The sequence below is a fragment of the Streptomyces sp. NPDC003379 genome (assembly GCF_053589195.1).
Window position 1 is genome coordinate 33,609 of record NZ_JBSFRK010000028.1, and the last position, 16,039, is coordinate 49,647.

Genomic DNA, 16,039 nt, shown 5'->3' on the forward strand with positions numbered 1-16,039 from the left:
CGGGGCCGTCGCCGCGCACGTCGTATGACCGCCGCGGTCCTGGCACACAGCGTTCCGCTCTCAACCAGCCGTATACCGGCCGTATTTGATGGCGTATCACGTTACCCGTGAGGCAACTGGTGGTGATGGTTCATGAAGGGCGCATGGCAGGCGTGTCATGTCCTGTCGTGACCCTTGTGAGATTCCTATGGATCCGCCAATCTTTCGTCCCGACGGAGGCCGGATCGATTGACATGCCCCTGGCGGGCGCCGCGCCTCCGCGCGTGTGGGCACCACAAAGCACCAATCCCCCACCAGCGCACCACCTATTGAGGAGGACCCCTCAGATGGCAGTGATGCGTCATACCCGCCGAAGACTGGCCGGGATCAGCGCGACAGCGGTCGCGGCCCTCGCCCTCGGCGTCGTCTCCGCCCTCCCGGCCACCGCCGACGCGCGGCAGGCGGAAGGCACGATCGAGAACGCCGGCGCCCCCGGCACGATCAAGAACAGCTACATCGTGAGCCTCGACAAGAACGGCCCGAAGGCCCGCTCCGCCGAGGGCAAGGCCCTCGCCAAGGAGTACGGCGCCAAGATCGAGCGGACCTACGACAAGGCCCTCAACGGCTACGCGGTCGAGCTCACGGAGGCCGAGGCGAAGAAGTTCGCCGCGGACCCGGCGGTCGACGCGGTCGTCCAGAACCGGACGTTCACCGCCTCCGCGACCCAGAACAACCCGCCCTCCTGGGGTCTGGACCGCATCGACCAGAAGACCCTGCCGCTGGACCAGAAGTACACCTACCCGGACTCCGCGGGCGAGGGCGTCACGGCGTACGTCATCGACACCGGCGTCCGCATCACCCACAGCGACTTCGGCGGCCGCGCCTCCTACGGCTATGACGCCATCGACAACGACAACACCGCGCAGGACGGCCACGGCCACGGCACGCACGTCGCCGGCACGGTCGCGGGAACCCTGCACGGCGTCGCCAAGAAGGCCAAGATCGTCGGCGTCCGCGTCCTGAACAACCAGGGCTCGGGCACCACCGCCCAGGTCGTCGCGGGCATCGACTGGGTGACCAAGAACGCGGTCAAGCCCGCCGTCGCCAACATGTCGCTCGGCGGCGGCGCCGACACCGCGCTCGACACGGCCGTACGCAACTCCATCGCGTCCGGCATCACCTACGCGGTCGCGGCGGGCAACGAGTCCACCAACGCCTCGACCAAGTCCCCCGCGCGCGTGACCGAGGCCATCACCGTCGGTGCCACGACCAGCACCGACGCCAAGGCCAGCTACTCGAACTTCGGCAGCGTCCTCGACCTCTTCGCGCCGGGCTCCGCGATCACCTCGACGTGGAACTCCAGCGACTCGGCGACCAACAGCATCTCCGGTACGTCGATGGCGTCCCCGCACGTGGCGGGCGCGGCCGCGATCTACGTGGGCCAGAACCCCTCGGCGACTCCGGCGCAGGTCTCCACCGCGCTGGTCAACGCCTCCTCGACCGGCGTCGTCACCAGCCCCGGCACCGGCTCGCCCAACCGCCTGCTGAACGTGACGGGCGGCACCACGAACCCGCCGGGCCCGAAGTTCACCAACGACACGGACTACGCGATCGCGGACAACGCCACGGCCGAGTCCGCGGTGACCGTGACCGGCGTCCCGGGCAACGCGCCCTCGGCGCTGAGTGTGCCGGTGACCATCCAGCACACGTACATCGGCGACCTCCAGGTCCAGCTGATCGCGCCCGACGGCACGGCCTACACCCTCAAGGGCTACGGCACCGGCGGCAGTTCGGACAACATCAACACCACGTACACCGTGAACGCCTCCTCGGAGACGGCCAACGGCACGTGGAAGCTGCGGGTCAGCGACAACGCGGCGCAGGACACCGGGAAGATCGACACGTGGAGCCTGCAGTTCTAGTTCTGATCCAGTCCTGATCCAGTCCTGATCCAGTTTGATTCAGTTCTGATCCGGTTGTGATCCGCGGTCCCTCGTGAGCGCGTGACTCAGCACCCCTCGTCCTCGCGGTACGGCTCCGGGTCGGTGACCCGGCCGGTCTGCCGCGGGGATGGGGCGGTGCCGACTGCGGCTCCGGGGTTTTTGTCCGTTTCTGTGATAGTTCTTCGGTGTGACGTCCGTCGTGCCACCGCCCGTCGTGGCCCGGGTCCTGCTCCTCGCCGCCGGGCTCCTGAACGCGGCGCTCGCCGTTCTGGTCGCCGCCCCGCTGCCGCGCGTTCCGCTCCTCGTGCTCGTCGCGGCCGCCATCACCTCCTGGGGACTCGTGCTCGTGGCGCCGGGGCTGCTCGGCATCGTCGCCGCCGTGTTCGCCGCCCACCGTCACCCCTGGTGCGCCGGGCTCACGCTGCTCGCCTCCTTCGCGGCCCTCGTCTACGGAGTGATGCCGTACGCCGCCGCGTACGGCACGGCCGCGCGGCATGGCCAACGGGTCTCCCTCGCAAGCTATTTCGACGGTGTCAACTACACCAAGGCGCCCGACCTCGCCCGCACCGTCACGTACGCGCGCGTGGGCGGTGGTCATGGGGCGCACCCCGGGCGGTCGCAGCCTCGCCCCCACCCTCACTCCCAGCCTCGGGCGCGGTCGCAGCCGCAGACGTTGGAGCTGGACCTGTGGGCCCTGCCGAAGCGACCCGGGGTGCGGCACCCCGCCGTCGTCTGGGTGCACGGCGGCGGCTGGAACAAAGGCCACCGCAGTCAGACCCCCGAGTGGAACAGGTGGTTCAACGCGCGCGGCTGGTCCGTCTTCGACATCGACTACCGCCTCGCGCCCCGGGCCACCCAGCTCGACCAGATCGGTGACGTGAAGTGCGCGATCGGCTGGGTCAGACGCCACGCGCGCGTGTACGGCGTCGACCCCGACCGCCTTCTCCTCGCGGGCAGTTCGGCCGGCGGCAACCTCGCGCTCTCCGCCGCCTACACCGACGGTGACAGCCGCGTCCCGGCGTCCTGCGCGGCGCGTGACACCTCCGTCTCCGGGGTCGTCTCGCTCTACGGGCCCACCGACATGCGGCGCCTGATCGCCGGCACCGCGCTGCGCGGCGACCCCATGATCCCGCGCCTGATGGGCGGTTCGGCGGCCACCGCACCGGCCCGCTACCGCCTGGGCTCGCCCGTGCGCATGGCCCGGGGCGACGTGCCCCCGACGCTGCTGCTGCACGGCGGCGCGGACCGCGCGGTGCCCGTGGCGCAGGCGCGCGAGCTGGCGCGGCGCCTGAAGGGATCCGGGGCTCAGGTGGTGTACGTCGAACTGCCGTGGGCCGACCACTGCTTCGACGTGAACTGGGGCGGCTGGGGCAGCCAGATCGCCCGCACGGCGACCGGACGTTTCCTGAGCGCGCTCGATCGTTCGCCATATCCGGGTAAGAGCGCCGCGTAAAGACCTGCGAGGGTAGAAATCATCACTTCGAGTGATTCCTTGGCCTTGGGTTGCAGTCGGCAACCCGCGGTTGCCAGGCTGTTGCTGTCTGTCAACCTGATGGGAGTGGCCAGTGACTTTCGGTGAGCAGCCGGCGTATCTGCGCGTCGCGGGTGATCTCCGCAAGAAGATCGTCGACGGTTCGCTGCCGCCGCACACCCGGCTCCCCTCGCAGGCCAGGATCCGCGAGGAGTACGGCGTCTCGGACACCGTCGCCCTGGAGGCCCGCAAGGTTCTGATGGCCGAAGGGCTGGTGGAGGGCCGCTCCGGTTCCGGTACGTATGTACGCGAGCGCCCCGTCCCCCGCAAGATCGCCCGCACGGGGTACCGCGCGGCGAACGGCGGCTCGACCCCCTTCCGCCAGGAGCAGGCCGCCGACGGCGCGCGCGGCACCTGGGAGTCCCGCAGCGAGCAGGCCGAGGCGAGCGCCGCGATCGCCGAGCGGCTCGACATCCGCGTCGGCGACCGCGTGATGTGCACCAAGTACGTCTTCCGGGACGCCGGGGAGATCATGATGCTCTCCACCTCCTGGGAACCTCTCGCCGTCACGGGCCGTACGCCCGTGATGCTCCCCGAGGAAGGCCCGCTGGGGGGCTGCGGGGTGGTGGAGCGGATGGCCGCCATCGACGTGGTCGTGGACAACGTCGCGGAGGAGGTCGGCGCCCGCCCCGGCCTCGCGGAGGAGCTGACGGCGCTCGGCGGCGTTCCCGGCCATGTGGTCCTCGTCGTCCAGCGGACGTACTACGCCTCGGGCCGCCCGGTCGAGACGGCCGACGTCGTCGTCCCCGCCGACCGGTACCGGGTCGCGTACCACCTGCCGGTGAAGTGAGGGCGGCGGCCCGCCACGTCACGACGGCGGCGTGCTCCAGCTCGGTCGCGCTGAGGGGCGGTACCTCCCGCTCCTGAGCGCGCGGTCGGCCGAGCGCCGCCCGCACGGCGCGCAGGGGGCGCGGCGTCGTGGCCGATTGCGTACCCTTCAGCGCCCCCGGGCGCGTATCTCTTTGTGCAAACTCGTATCCGGTGAGTAAAGGTCGGGCGTAGGCTCGGGCATATGCGGATTGCGGTTTCCTTAGTGATCGAGGCGTGGCGCGCGCCGGGGGCGGCGAGCGGAGGGGCGCGATGAACGACGGGACGGTGGTGCTGCCCTGGCTCGTCATACGGCAGGACGACAACGGCAACCGCTATCGCGTGGGCCGGTTCGCGACGAAGGCAGAGGCCCAGAAGATCGCGGACAGCCTCGACGACCGCGGGCACAAGCAGTTGTACTGGATCGAGAAGCTGAACCAGAACGGCGGCGGGCGCTGACGCCCCTGAGTGACCTCAGGCCGTGCGGCGATCCGGATCCGGCGCGCGGACCCGGGTGTGGTGGTCCAGCAGGCGGGTGAGCAGTCGCACGAGCTGGTCGCGTTCCGCCGGGCTCAGCGGTTCCAGTAGTTCGTCGTGGAGTTCGTCCAGGGCCTTGTCGAGGCGGCGCAGGTGGCGGCGGCCTCGGGGAGAGATCGTGACGACGTTGCGGCGCCGGTCGTCGGGATCGGGCGCCCGTTCGATGAGGTCGCGCTCGGCCAGTTCGTTGAGTACGCCGACCATGTCACTGCGGTAGATGCCGGTGCGCCCGCTCAGCGCGCTCTGGCTGCCCGGCCCGAAATCCTGCAGTGAGGCGAGTACGGCGTAGTGCCACTTGCGGGCGTCGGCCCGGGCCAGCCCTTCGGTGATCAGCCGGTCCGACCGGGTGGTCAGCTGCGACAGCAGTCGGCTCACCCGGCGACGCAGCCTGTCGGGCGTCTTGAGCGCGCCGTGGCCAGGCGTGTCGGGCACGTCCTTCGTGTTCTCCGTGCTCTCCGTGCTCTCCGTGTTCTCGGTGTCCGCGGCTCCCGTTCCGGTCATGGCGCCATCCTATTCCGTTGCGTTAGTACGACTAACGATGTACGGTCGCTCGCGCCGATGACGTTAGTACGACGAACGAACGTTTATCGGTGACTCCAAGGAAGGAAGCTCTTGTCCACCAAGACCAAGACCCTGCAGGTCCCCACCCCTGACGGCCGGGCCGACGCCTTCGCCGCGTTTCCCGACCGTGGCGAGCGGCACCCGGGCGTGCTGATGTACCCGGACGCCTTCGGTATCCGGCCCGCGCTGCGCGAGATGGCGAGCGAACTGGCCGGGCACGGCTACTACGTACTCGTACCCAACTTCTTCTACCGGCACGGCCCCGCGCCGGTGATCGAACTTCCCGAGCACATCGGAGAAGAGGCCCGGACCGCGGCCATCGCCCAGCTGATGCCCTGGATCGAGGAGCACACCGCCGAACGCGCTCTGGCCGACGCCGACGCGTATCTCGGCTACCTCGCCGCCCAGCCCGAGGTCGCCGCCGGACCGGTCGCGGTGACCGGCTACTGCATAGGTGGCCTCCTGGCGACGCGCACCGCCGCGGCCCACCCCGGCCGGGTGGCCGCCCTCGCCGCGTTCCACGGCCCCGTGGGCGCCGACGGGCCCGAGAGCCTGCGCCGCCTCACCGCGGAGGTCCACTTCGGCCACGCCGAAACGGACCTGACGCCCGAGGGGCTGGGTGAGCTCAACCAGGCCCTGGACGCCGCGGGTGTCACCTACACCTCCGAGATCTACCCCGACACCGTCCACGGCTTCACCATGTCCGACACGGACGCGTTCAGCCCCGCCGCGCTCCAGCACCACTGGAACCGCCTGCTCCCGCTCCTGGCTCGCACTTTGACCAGCGACAGCTGAGGCGCCTCCTACGCCGTTCGTGCCACAGGGCGCCCCATTGCGCGGTAAAGGCGCCGGGATATCGGGTATGTGCCCATTAACCACCCGAAACCGGACAGGTTCAGCCCTCTGGTCTGGAAGTGATCGGCGTGATCGAGACCGAAGGCGACTGCGCCGAGTGGGACTTTCCCGCGGACCCAGGCGCCGTCCGCACCGCCCGCTCCGTCGTGCGCGCGCAGCTCGGCGACTGGGGTCTCATGCCCCTCGGTGACATCACCGCGTTGCTCGTCAGCGAGCTGGTCACCAACTCGCTGCGGCACGCCTCCGGCCCCATCGGCGTACGCCTCGTACGCCCTCTCGACCCCCTGGGGAGCCTGCTGGTGGAGGTGTCCGACCCGCTGCCCGACCCGCCCCTGGCCCGCATGGCCGCCCTCGACGACGAGGGCGGACGCGGCCTCCAACTGGTGGCCCGCTCCTCGCGGCGCTGGGGAACGCGGCCGGGCCGCACGGGCAGGACGGGGAAGACGGTGTGGTTCGAGCTGGCGCTGCCGGGTTAGAAGACTGGCAGTGTGCCAAGGGCGTCGCACAAGAGTGGCACGGGCCAAAAAGCGTCGAGTCCGTGCTGTGATCGTGAACGCCGTGTGGGGCCGGTCCGTAGTGCTGGATACTGCGGTCAGCCGTACGCGGCGACCGGTGCCGGACGCGGTGAGCTGGAGGGGACGGTTCGCGTGAGCGAGATACCAGCGAAGGCGACGGAGCCCGAGGGTCCGTCGCGCGACGCGCAGACCAAGTGGCCGCCGGGCGACCGGGCGGTCGGCGGATCGACCGGTGGCGCGGGGTTTGACGGGCGGACTGGTGGCGCGATGGGTGACGGACGGACCGGTGACCCGCCGACCGGCGGGCCGACCGGTGGCGTGAGGGGCGATGGGCCGACCGGTGGCACGGCGGGTGACGGGCGGGCCGGTGGCGCAACGGGTGAAGGACGGGCTGGTGGCGCGGCGGGTGCCGGGCCGGGCGGTGGCGCGGCGGGCGATGGATCGATCGGTGGCGCACGGCCGGGCGGTGGTGCGCCGGGTGCCGGGCTGAGCAGTGGCGCGGTGGGTGACGGGCGGGCCGGTGGCGCGACGGGTGAAGGACGGGCTGGTGACGCCACGGGGGCGGGTCCGGGCGGTGACGCACCGGGCGACGGGCGGGCTCGTGGCACGACGGGTGCCGGACGGGCTGGTGGGGCGTCGGGTGCCGGGCCGGGCGGTGGCGCGTCGGGTGCCGGGCTGAGCAGTGGCACGACGGGTGCCGGGCGGACCGGTGATGCCACGGGCGACGGGCGGGCCGGTGGCGGGGCGGGCCGTGGGTGGATCGGTGGCGGGGCGGGGCATGGGTCCGCAGGTGGGCCGGTTGGTGGGGGTGTCGTTGACGAGACCTGGCAGAGCAGTCCGCCCGGGTCGATTTATGACTACATCAAGGTCGCCTCGTTCTCGATCGGGCCCGACGGTCTCGTCGACCAGTGGAGCGTACGGGCCGAGCGGCTGTTCGGCGTGGCCGCGCGGGACGCCGTCGGCAAGGACCCCATCGAGGCCTTCGTACCGCCCGAGCTGCGCGCCGGCGGCCACCGCAAGATGGCGGAGATCCTCGACGGACGGGAGTGGACGGGCGTCGTCCCCTTCCGTGTGCCCGACGAGGCCGGCGCGGGCGGCATCGGCATGGAGGGCATCGCCGAGGTCTACGTCATGCCGACCGGCACGGAGGACGGCGAACGGGCCGCGGTCTGCATCGTCGTGGACATCCGCGCGCTCCGGCAGATCGAGACGGACCTCGCCGCCTCGCAGGCCATTTTCGGCCAATCTCCCTTCGGCTTCCTGCTGTTCGGCACGGACCTGAGGGTCCAGCGCGCCAACCGCCGCTTCGTCGACGTCTTCGGCGGCGGCGACGAGGACCACCGCGGCCGCACCGTCCACGACTACCTGCCCCGCCACGAGGCCGACCGCATGGCCGCCGCCCTGAAGCGGGTCCTGGAGACCGGCGACTCGGTGACGGACATGCAGATCGTCGGCCCCGCACCCGGCAGCACCGAACGCAGGCACTGGTCGATCAACCTCTACCGCGTGCACAGCGGCTCCGGCCGCCCCATCGGCGTCGCGGGCCTCGGCACCGACGTCACCCGGCGGCACGCCGCCGCCCGCGAGGCCGCCCACGCCCGCCGCAACCTCGCCCTCCTGAACGAGGCGGGCGCCCGCATAGGAAACTCCCTCGACCTGGAGACGACCGCCAGAGAGCTCCTGGACGTCACCGTCCCCGGCTTCTGCGACCTCGCCTCCGTCGACCTGTACCAAGGGCTCCTCGACGGCGACGAGGCGCCGCCCGGCCTCGCCGACGGCAGCGCGGAACTGCGCCGCGTGGCCTTCGCGAGCGCCGTCGCCGACGCCCCGTTCCCGCCGGGCACCGCCCCCGTCGACGTCGGCGCCGTGCACCGCTTCGCGTTCACCTCGCCCTGCGCCGACGCCCTGCGCGCCGCCCGTCCCCGGCTGACCACCGCCGAGCACGACGGGTCCGCGAGCCGCCTCACCGGCGGCCTCATCCAGTCGACGCTCGCCGTGCCGATGGTCGCCCACGACACGGTGGTCGGCCTCGCCCAGTTCTCCCGTACGAAGGGCAGCGAACCCTTCGGCGAGCGCGACCGGGCGCTCGCCGTCGAACTGGCCGCGCGCGCCGCCGTCTGCATCGACAACGCCCGCCTCTACCGCCGCGAGCACGAGCGCGCGCTGATACTGCAACGGTCCCTGCTGCCGCCCGGCGACCCCGAGGCGTCCGGCCTCGACATCGCCTGCCGCTATCTGCCGGGCAACGCCGCCACCGAGGTCGGCGGCGACTGGTTCGACGTCATCGAACTGCCGGGCCACCGCACCGCCCTCGTCGTCGGCGACGTCATGGGGCGGGGCCTGCGCGCCGCCGTCGCCATGGGGGAGCTGCGCACCGCCGTGCGCACCCTGGCGCTCCTCGACACGGAGCCCGCCGAGGTCCTCTCCGCCCTCGACGAGATCGCCCGCGGCCTCGGCAACCCCGCGGGGCCGCAGCAGAGCACCCGCGCGGCCCGCAAGGCGGCGGACGCCGACCTCAGCGAGGTCTACCTCGCCACCTGCGTCTACGCCGTCTACGACGCCGTCACCCGGCGCTGCACCATCGCCAACGCCGGACACCTGCCGCCCGTCCTCGTCGAACCGGGCGAACCAGCGCTCATGCTCGACGTGCCCCCGGGCATGCCGCTCGGCGTCGGCGGCGAGCCCTTCGAGGACGTCGAGGTCGAACTCCCCGAGGGCGCCCTCCTCGCGCTCTACACCGACGGCCTCGTCGAATCCCGCGACCACCCTCTCGACGAGGGCCTGAACGCGCTCGTACGCGCCCTCAACGACGCCCCTCCCGCCCTGGAGGACGTCTGCGACCACATCCTGAACACCCTCGACACCCACCACGGCGAGGACGACATCGCGCTCCTCACGGCACGCGTCGAGGGCCTGCCCGCCGAGCACGTCGGCGACTGGACGCTGCCGCGCGACCTCAAGTCGGTGGGCCGTGCCCGCGAACTGGCCTGTGACCAACTGCGCTCCTGGGACCTGGAGCGGCTCTGCGACACGGCGGAACTGCTGGTCAGCGAGCTGGTCACCAACGCCCTGCGGTACGGCGAGGGAGAGATCAGACTCCGTCTGCTGCTCGACCGCACGCTGGTCTGCGAGGTCTGGGACGGCGGCTTCGTCCAGCCGCGCCGGCGCCGGGCGCGCGACACCGACGAGGGCGGGCGCGGGCTCCAGCTGGTCGGCCTGCTCAGCGCCGGGTGGGGCTCGCGCAGGACACCGCAGGGCAAGACGGTGTGGTTCGAACTGCCGCTGCCCGACGGGGAGAGCGAGCCGATGGACGCGGCGGAGGCACTGCTCAGCCTCTTCTGACGCCCGTCGGTCCGCTGACCCCCGGCGGGCTCACCTGAACCGCTGCTACGGGGCTTTCAGAGCCTGCCGCCTCCGCCGGCCGCCACCGCGCGGAACTTCCGGGAGCGCCGAAGGGATTGCCGTAGCCCCGCACGTCGCGTTCGGCGAGCTGGTGCTCCTGCCGGGCCAGGGGGTCCGCCCACTGGGCCTCGGCGAGCGCGGCCGTGGCTTCGTCCTCCGGGGCCGCCTCCGCCTGGTCCAGGTGGCGCCGGGCCTCCGCCGGCCACGTCCTGGCCTCGCCGGCGACGGCGCCGCGGTGCGTGGTGACGTAGTCCGTGGCCGTGCCGACGGCGCTGCGCGCGGTGAGCAGGGCCGGGCGAGCAGGTCGCGGGAGCGCCGGTCGCTGACCTCGCGCTCCCGGGCGCACGCCAACGCCGCGTCGAGCGCCGCGTCGGCCTCCGCCACACGGCGCGGGGCCGCGACGGCGCGGGGCCGCGATCGGATCGTGGGGCCCGGCGGCCGCCCGGCCCCGCACCTCGGCGATCACCGTCTCCGCACGCGTGACACGGCCAGGCGCCGTTCGGCCCGCGCGCAGCGCGCGACGATCTCGTCCAGCATGCGGCGCCGGGTCGGTTCGTCCTCGGGGAAGGCGTCGTCCAGCTCCTGCCGCAGCAGGAACGCCGCGGCCAGTTCCGACTGCGCGTACGCGAGCGCCTCACCGAACGGCTTGGCCGCGTCCTCGCCGAACCGGGCGGTCGCGAAGCCGAGTTCCTCGGTGCTGGTGCGGATCGCGTCGTCGGTCTCGACGAGCAGCAGACGGGCCTGCTTGTCGAGCTCGGGCAGCGGGGTGAGGTCCTTGCCCGCGCGTGCGCCTGCGCGTGCGCCCGTGCCTGCGCCCATGCCCCCGCCCCGGCCGCCGCCCGGTGTCGTACGCGTAGTGAACCGCTTCTTCCGCCGCCTGTACGCGACCGCCGCGGCGACCACGACCGCGCCCGCCGCCAGCACGGGCAGCACCAGATCACCGGCGACCGAGTCACCGTCGCCGCCGGGGTCGGCCGGGCCGGGGGTGATGGAGGGGGGCCGCGCGTCGCCGGGCCGCGGGTCGCTGTCCATGGAGTAGGCGAACTGCCGGTCGTGCGTGGCCACGGCGAGCAGCAAGTCTTCCAGGCCGAGCCCGTTGCGCCCGGCGGTGGCGTCCGCCCGGTCGGTGATCTGGCCGGTGCGGGAGAGCGTGACGGGGTCCTCGGCGAAGGCGGGCGGCGCGGGAGACAGCAGCGGAGCACAGGCGAGCAACACGGCCACGGCGACCGTGGCTGCCCGCGAGGCTCTGGACGGGGGCGGCGTCACATTCCGGAGCGTATGGCCCCATTCGGGGTGCCGCGACCGGGGAGTGACCGAACCCGGCGGCGTCAGGACGTCACGGCGTCACGGCGTCACGGCGTACTCGTGAACGAGCGGCGGTAGGAGCGGGGCGGCACCCCGCGGCGGCGCACGAACTGTTCGCGCAGGACGGCCGCGCTTCCGTATCCGACGCGGTGGGCGATCTCCTCGACCGGCAGGTCCGTGGTCTCCAGGAGCTCCTCGGCGCCGCTCAGCCGCAGGTTCCGCAGCCAGGCGTGGGGAGTGGTGCCGGTCGCCGCGGTGAAGCGGCGGGCGAAGGAGCGTTTGCTCATCATGGCGCGCCGGGCCAGCTCCGCGACGGGAAGCGGCTCGTGGAGGTTCTCGCGGGCCCACGCGAGCACCTCCACGAGCCGCTCGTCGCGGCTGTCCTCGGGGGCGGGGGCGGCCAGGTACTGCGCCTGCCCGCCGTCGCGGTGGGAGGGCAGCACCACGTCCCGCGCGACCGCGTTGGCCATCGCCGCTCCGTGCTCCCGGCGCAGCAGGTGCAGACAGAGGTCGAAGCCCGCGGCGGCTCCCGCGCCCGTGACGACGCGTCCTTCGTCGATGTAGAGGGCGTCCGGTTCGACGGTGACGTCCGGGTGGCGGCGGGCGAGCAGCTCGGCGAACCGCCAGTGTGTCGTGGCCCGTCGGCCGTCGAGCAGTCCGGCGGCGGCGAGCGCGAAAGCGCCGACGCAGTGCGCCGCGACCAGTGCGCCGCGCTCGTGCGCGGCCGACAGCGCTTCGAGCACGGCGGCGGGTGGCGGCGTGCGGAAGTCCGCCCAGGGCAGGGCGATCACCAGATCGGCGGAGGCGAGCCGGTCAAGGCCGTGCGTGACGGTGAGCGGTACGCCGACGTCGGTGGCGACCGGGCCGGGCCGGTCGGCGCAGAGGACGAGGTCGAAACCTGGCGCTGCCTCGCCGTGCCGAGCGAAGACCTCGGTGACGATGCCGACGGCGAGCAGGCCGACGCCGGGCGGGGTGTAGGCGGCGACGGTCATGAAGGGAGGCACATGCGACACACGCGCAGTGTGGCACTGACGTGTGGCACTGACGCGTGTTGGCGAGCGTGAGCGTGGCACCAATCCTGCGATCAGCGGCAGCTGTGCCACTCGTGGACGATCCGCCCACCCGGAAAGATCAAAGCCATGACAGACGCACCGCTCGGCCGCAGCGCCGTATACACGATCCTGACCACCGGTTACGTCGGCTCCACCGGCCCCGGAGTCGCCGCAACCGTCTCCTACGTGGCCGACGCCGGCCGGCATGTGATCTTCGACCCGGGCATGGTGGCGAGCCGTGACCACATCCTCGCGCCGCTCGCGGAGTTGGGGCTCGGCCCCGACGACATCACGGACGTGGTGCTCAGCCACCACCACCCGGACAACACCATGAACGTGGGCCTGTTCGGACGGGCCCGGGTGCACGACCACAAGGTGGAGTACCTCGGCGATCAGTGGCGGAACCGCGACGCGGAGGGGTACGAACTCACCCCGTCGCTCCGGCTGATCCGCACCCCGGGCCACAGCTTCGAGGACATCACGCTGCTGGCGGGCACGGACGCGGGCGTGGTGGCCTTCGCGGGCGACCTGTGGTGGCACGCGGACGGCCCGGTGGACGACCCGGTGGCCCCCGACCGCGAGGTGCTGCGCGCCTCCCGGCTCCGGGTGATAGCCGCGGCGGACCTGATCGTGCCGGGTCACGGCGGCCCGTTCAGGCCCGACGGGACCACGCCACGCTAGCCGCCCTGACGGACCACCAGGAAGCGGAGCCGCAGCGCGTGGCGTACGGCGACACGGCAGCGGACGAATCCCGGTTCCGCCGCGTCCATCACGCCTGGGAAACCCGCGAGGACGAACTCCTGGACGCCCTGACCGAGGGCACGCTCTGCGTCAGCTCCAAGCTCCAGCAAGCCGCCCTTCTCCGGCGCCCCCAGCGTGGAGTTGCCCGCACGCCGCCCGTGAGCCTGGCCGAGGCAGGTGCGCACCTCGGCCCGTACCGGGCCCGGGGCGGAGGCGAGGAGCGCGGCGCGACACCCCTCGGAGGCGGGCCCGCCACCCCGCCACCGTCGCGAAAATCAGCTCCGACATCGCGGCAGCACCCGGTGGGGACACGGCGGCGTCCGCGGAACGGCAGGGCAGCGCGTGCAACCGCCGCAGCAACCGCCCGATCAGCATCCCGGCCTCCGCCGCAGACACCGCGCCCCGCGTCGCCGCCTCGCCCGTCCGGACCTCCGGGACGGGATATCCCCTCTCCCAGAGCTACGTCATCACGGCGGCCTCACCCGAGACGTCACCCCCGCCCCCACGCCAACAACCCCGGCAGCTCCGCCGTCCTGTCGTTGTCGCTGGGGCGCAGGCCGGTCTTGGTGCGGTTCTTCCAGGTCATCATGACGAGCGGGGTGTCGCCCTTGCCGATGGTCACCTTCGAGCCCGCGTAGCGCTCGCCGGAGGCCGTCTTCTCGCGCAGGGCGGCGGCGGTGGTCTCGGCCGCCTTCTTCGACGCGGTCCGCGCGCAGAGCCTCTCCGAGGAGGAGGTGCCGTCCTTGCCGAGCCGTCCGCCGATCGCGAAAAGCACGGCGTCCGCGTCCTCCCGCTTCGAATGGAACGTCGCTTCGTACACGTCACCGAGGCAGTCGGCGACCGCCGCGTACGCCTTGTCGTCGCGCAGGGACGTGCCGGGCGCGGAGAGGCCGAGCCTGACGTCCGAACGGTTGGTGACACGGACCGAGTCGGAGACCTCGTAGGTCCCCGCTTCACCGCCCTTCTTGAAGCGGGTGCCTCCCTCCGTGTCCGCCGCCTTGTAGCCCTGCTTCCTCATCGCGCGCCCGACCGCGTCCGCGTCGAACTCGCCGGTCAGCAGCGAACTCCGGCCGACCAGCACGGACGCCCGCACATCTTTCTCGTCGAACCCCCAGTCCGCGCGGATGTTCCCGCCCGTGTAGCCGCTCTGCATGACTTCGAGGATGCCGAAGCCCTCCAGGCCGCGGTAGAGCGACGGGTCCTTGGCGAGGAGCCGGCGCACGGTCCGCACGTCCCGGTACGTGACCGCCTGGTCGGCGGCCGAGGCCGGGACCGCGTCGAGCGCACGCTCCAGCCCGGTGCCTTCGCCGCCCTCACCGTCACCGTCACCGCCGGGCAGGGAGCAGCCGGCCACGCCCACGCTCAGCGCGCCGGTGAGCAGCACGGCCACGCAGGGACGGACGGTGCGGGAAATTCGCATGCGCGGCAGTGTGGCACAGGGGCCCGGGCGCCCGGCGGGCGGCGCGGGAGCGGAATTCCCACCCCGGACCGAGGGCCCATGCGCGCGCCCCGCGAACCTCGCCCCACGAACCTCGCCCCGCAGACCTCACCCCGCGAACTCCACCTCCGGATACCGCTTCGAAGGCCCCGTCAGCAGTCCGTCGTCCTCCCCCTTCAGCCACCGGTCGAAGAACGAGACCACGTAGGCCCGCTGAGCCGCCACCGCCCGCGCCGGGACGACCGTGCCTATGTGCTCCTCGACGGTCGCTCGGTCCACCCCGGCCCCTGGCAGCAGCGCGGTCAGGTCGGTGTACGTCTGGTGCCGCGAGCCCCGCAGCGTGAGGTTCCGCTTCCAGCCGGTGCTGTGGGACCAGAACGCGCGCCAGGACGGCTCGGTCGTGCGGTCGCTGCCCTCCCGGCCCATGAGCAGGAACGGGCGGTCCAGGCCGTGCCGCGCGACCGGCATCAGGTTGGTGCCGTTCGGCTCGGGGTTGAACTCCAGCGTGCCGTCCAGGTCGATGCCCGCCTTGACCCTACGGTCCTCGTACATCGTCTGCGCGGCGGCGATCCCGCCCGCGGAGTGGCCGAACATGCCCACCCGCCGCCGGTCGACCACCGCGGACAGGCCGTGCGGGAGCGAGCCGAGGCGGTCGAGGACGAACCTGGAGTCGGCGACCCGGACGTCCAGCGTCTTCTTGAGCAGGGCGGACATGGTGCCGTTCCGCTGCGCCTCGGCGAGCGCCTCGCGCAGTGGCCCGTCGTCCTTGACCGAGCCGTCGGGGAACTGCACTCCGGGGTTCTCATAGGTGTGGTCGACGGTCACCACGACATAGCCGCGGCTCGCCATCTCCTCGACCAGCGCCGTGCTCCACGTGCGCGGGTCGCCCGCCCCCGCCGCGTACACCAGCACGGGGCGCCGCCCACCGCGGGTGTCGGCCGGGGCTCCCTCCCGGGCGTGTGTCCGCAGGGCCGCGAAGTCGAGGGCGCCCTCCGGGATGCCGTGCGGCGAGGTGGCGCCCCAGCGGGCGGCGGCGCCCGGCGCCATGTAGCGAGCCCGGGGGTGTCCCCCGCCGGAGCCGGATCCGGGAGTGTGCGCGGCCGGGTACCAGATGCTGATCATCAGCTCCCGGTACGGCTGCGAAGGCACCCACGGGTCGTGCCGCGACCGGTCGACGAGCCGGGCCGACACGGTCCCCGTCGCGTACGGCCCGGTGGGCGCGGGCAGGCGGGCGGCGGCGCCGGTTGCGGGCGCCGCCGGGGCCGCAGCCGCGGGCGCGGGCAGGGACAGCGTGGCCGTCGCGAGCCCCGCGGCCGCGAGCCCGACGAGCGAACGACGGGTCAGGGAAGCACGAGAAGTCATGCCTCCATGCT

15 protein-coding genes are annotated in these 16,039 nt (G+C 72.7%); 8 read left to right on the top strand and 7 right to left on the bottom strand.

Annotated features, from left to right (window positions below; genetic code table 11):
• Window positions 1-326 precede the first annotated feature (326 nt).
• From ACWDVB_RS25720 to ACWDVB_RS25735, 4 genes are all read left to right on the top strand, one after another.
• Window positions 327-1,901 carry a S8 family peptidase gene (locus ACWDVB_RS25720; RefSeq protein ID WP_451512570.1) on the top strand — a complete coding sequence of 525 codons (1,575 nt, stop codon included), beginning with the start codon at window positions 327-329 and terminating at the stop codon, window positions 1,899-1,901.
• A gap of 208 nt (window positions 1,902-2,109) precedes the next feature.
• Complete coding sequence (locus ACWDVB_RS25725; RefSeq protein ID WP_451512571.1) at window positions 2,110-3,375, top strand: alpha/beta hydrolase fold domain-containing protein; 1,266 nt, start codon at window positions 2,110-2,112, stop codon at window positions 3,373-3,375.
• 112 nt (window positions 3,376-3,487) lie between these two features.
• Window positions 3,488-4,243: a GntR family transcriptional regulator gene (locus tag ACWDVB_RS25730; protein WP_451512572.1), complete on the top strand. Its 756-nt coding sequence runs from the start codon at window positions 3,488-3,490 to the stop codon at window positions 4,241-4,243.
• A 290-nt stretch (window positions 4,244-4,533) separates the two neighbouring features.
• Window positions 4,534-4,719, top strand: coding sequence for an SPOR domain-containing protein (locus ACWDVB_RS25735; RefSeq protein WP_451512573.1), 186 nt, complete (start codon window positions 4,534-4,536; stop codon window positions 4,717-4,719).
• 15 nt (window positions 4,720-4,734) lie between these two features.
• Here ACWDVB_RS25735 and ACWDVB_RS25740 read toward each other — a convergent pair whose 3' ends face one another.
• Complete coding sequence (locus tag ACWDVB_RS25740) at window positions 4,735-5,298, bottom strand: MarR family winged helix-turn-helix transcriptional regulator (RefSeq protein ID WP_451512574.1); 564 nt, start codon at window positions 5,296-5,298, stop codon at window positions 4,735-4,737.
• A gap of 111 nt (window positions 5,299-5,409) precedes the next feature.
• Here ACWDVB_RS25740 and ACWDVB_RS25745 point away from each other — a divergent pair, with 111 nt between their 5' ends.
• From ACWDVB_RS25745 to ACWDVB_RS25755, 3 genes are all read left to right on the top strand, one after another.
• A complete protein-coding gene (locus ACWDVB_RS25745; RefSeq protein WP_451512575.1) occupies window positions 5,410-6,153 on the top strand; it encodes a dienelactone hydrolase family protein in 744 nt (247 codons plus the stop codon).
• A gap of 119 nt (window positions 6,154-6,272) precedes the next feature.
• Window positions 6,273-6,689, top strand: coding sequence for an ATP-binding protein (locus ACWDVB_RS25750; protein WP_451512576.1), 417 nt, complete (start codon window positions 6,273-6,275; stop codon window positions 6,687-6,689).
• A gap of 84 nt (window positions 6,690-6,773) precedes the next feature.
• On the top strand, window positions 6,774-10,070 hold the full coding sequence (locus tag ACWDVB_RS25755) for a SpoIIE family protein phosphatase (protein WP_451512577.1): 3,297 nt from the start codon (window positions 6,774-6,776) through the stop codon (window positions 10,068-10,070).
• Here the strand turns inward: ACWDVB_RS25755 and ACWDVB_RS25760 are convergent.
• The 3 genes from ACWDVB_RS25760 to ACWDVB_RS25770 all read right to left on the bottom strand — a co-directional run bounded on the left by ACWDVB_RS25760 (window position 10,057) and on the right by ACWDVB_RS25770 (window position 12,427).
• Window positions 10,057-10,476 (bottom strand): hypothetical protein, encoded by a 420-nt coding sequence (locus ACWDVB_RS25760; RefSeq protein WP_451512578.1) that lies wholly within the window; start codon window positions 10,474-10,476, stop codon window positions 10,057-10,059. The two genes, ACWDVB_RS25755 and ACWDVB_RS25760, sit on opposite strands and share 14 nt — an antisense overlap.
• Before the next feature lie 116 nt (window positions 10,477-10,592).
• Entirely contained in the window at window positions 10,593-11,396 is an 804-nt protein-coding gene (locus ACWDVB_RS25765) for a hypothetical protein (protein ID WP_451512579.1), read from the bottom strand.
• An 86-nt stretch (window positions 11,397-11,482) separates the two neighbouring features.
• On the bottom strand, window positions 11,483-12,427 hold the full coding sequence (locus tag ACWDVB_RS25770; protein WP_451512897.1) for a GlxA family transcriptional regulator: 945 nt from the start codon (window positions 12,425-12,427) through the stop codon (window positions 11,483-11,485).
• A gap of 147 nt (window positions 12,428-12,574) precedes the next feature.
• On the opposite strand from ACWDVB_RS25770, the gene ACWDVB_RS25775 reads away from it, so the two are divergent.
• Window positions 12,575-13,168 (top strand): MBL fold metallo-hydrolase, encoded by a 594-nt coding sequence (locus tag ACWDVB_RS25775; RefSeq protein WP_451512580.1) that lies wholly within the window; start codon window positions 12,575-12,577, stop codon window positions 13,166-13,168.
• Here the strand turns inward: ACWDVB_RS25775 and ACWDVB_RS25780 are convergent.
• The 3 genes from ACWDVB_RS25780 to ACWDVB_RS25790 all read right to left on the bottom strand — a co-directional run bounded on the left by ACWDVB_RS25780 (window position 13,165) and on the right by ACWDVB_RS25790 (window position 16,028).
• Window positions 13,165-13,338, bottom strand: coding sequence for a hypothetical protein (locus tag ACWDVB_RS25780; protein WP_451512581.1), 174 nt, complete (start codon window positions 13,336-13,338; stop codon window positions 13,165-13,167). The genes ACWDVB_RS25775 and ACWDVB_RS25780 overlap by 4 nt on opposite strands.
• Before the next feature lie 380 nt (window positions 13,339-13,718).
• Entirely contained in the window at window positions 13,719-14,648 is a 930-nt protein-coding gene (locus ACWDVB_RS25785) for a hypothetical protein (protein ID WP_451512582.1), read from the bottom strand.
• A gap of 126 nt (window positions 14,649-14,774) precedes the next feature.
• On the bottom strand, window positions 14,775-16,028 hold the full coding sequence (locus tag ACWDVB_RS25790) for an alpha/beta hydrolase family protein (protein ID WP_451512583.1): 1,254 nt from the start codon (window positions 16,026-16,028) through the stop codon (window positions 14,775-14,777).
• Window positions 16,029-16,039: the final 11 nt, after the last annotated feature.

Bases quoted from the DNA above. Each gene is read 5' to 3' on its own strand.
- ACWDVB_RS25720 (WP_451512570.1), top strand. From the start codon at position 327: ATGGCAGTGATGCGTCATACCCGCCGAAGACTGGCCGGGATCAGCGCG.
- ACWDVB_RS25735 (WP_451512573.1), top strand. From the start codon at position 4,534: ATGAACGACGGGACGGTGGTGCTGCCCTGGCTCGTCATACGGCAGGAC.
- ACWDVB_RS25740 (WP_451512574.1), bottom strand. From the start codon at position 5,298: ATGACCGGAACGGGAGCCGCGGACACCGAGAACACGGAGAGCACGGAG.
- ACWDVB_RS25770 (WP_451512897.1), bottom strand. From the start codon at position 12,427: ATGACCGTCGCCGCCTACACCCCGCCCGGCGTCGGCCTGCTCGCCGTC.
- ACWDVB_RS25775 (WP_451512580.1), top strand. From the start codon at position 12,575: ATGACAGACGCACCGCTCGGCCGCAGCGCCGTATACACGATCCTGACC.
- ACWDVB_RS25785 (WP_451512582.1), bottom strand. From the start codon at position 14,648: ATGCGAATTTCCCGCACCGTCCGTCCCTGCGTGGCCGTGCTGCTCACC.
- ACWDVB_RS25790 (WP_451512583.1), bottom strand. From the start codon at position 16,028: ATGACTTCTCGTGCTTCCCTGACCCGTCGTTCGCTCGTCGGGCTCGCG.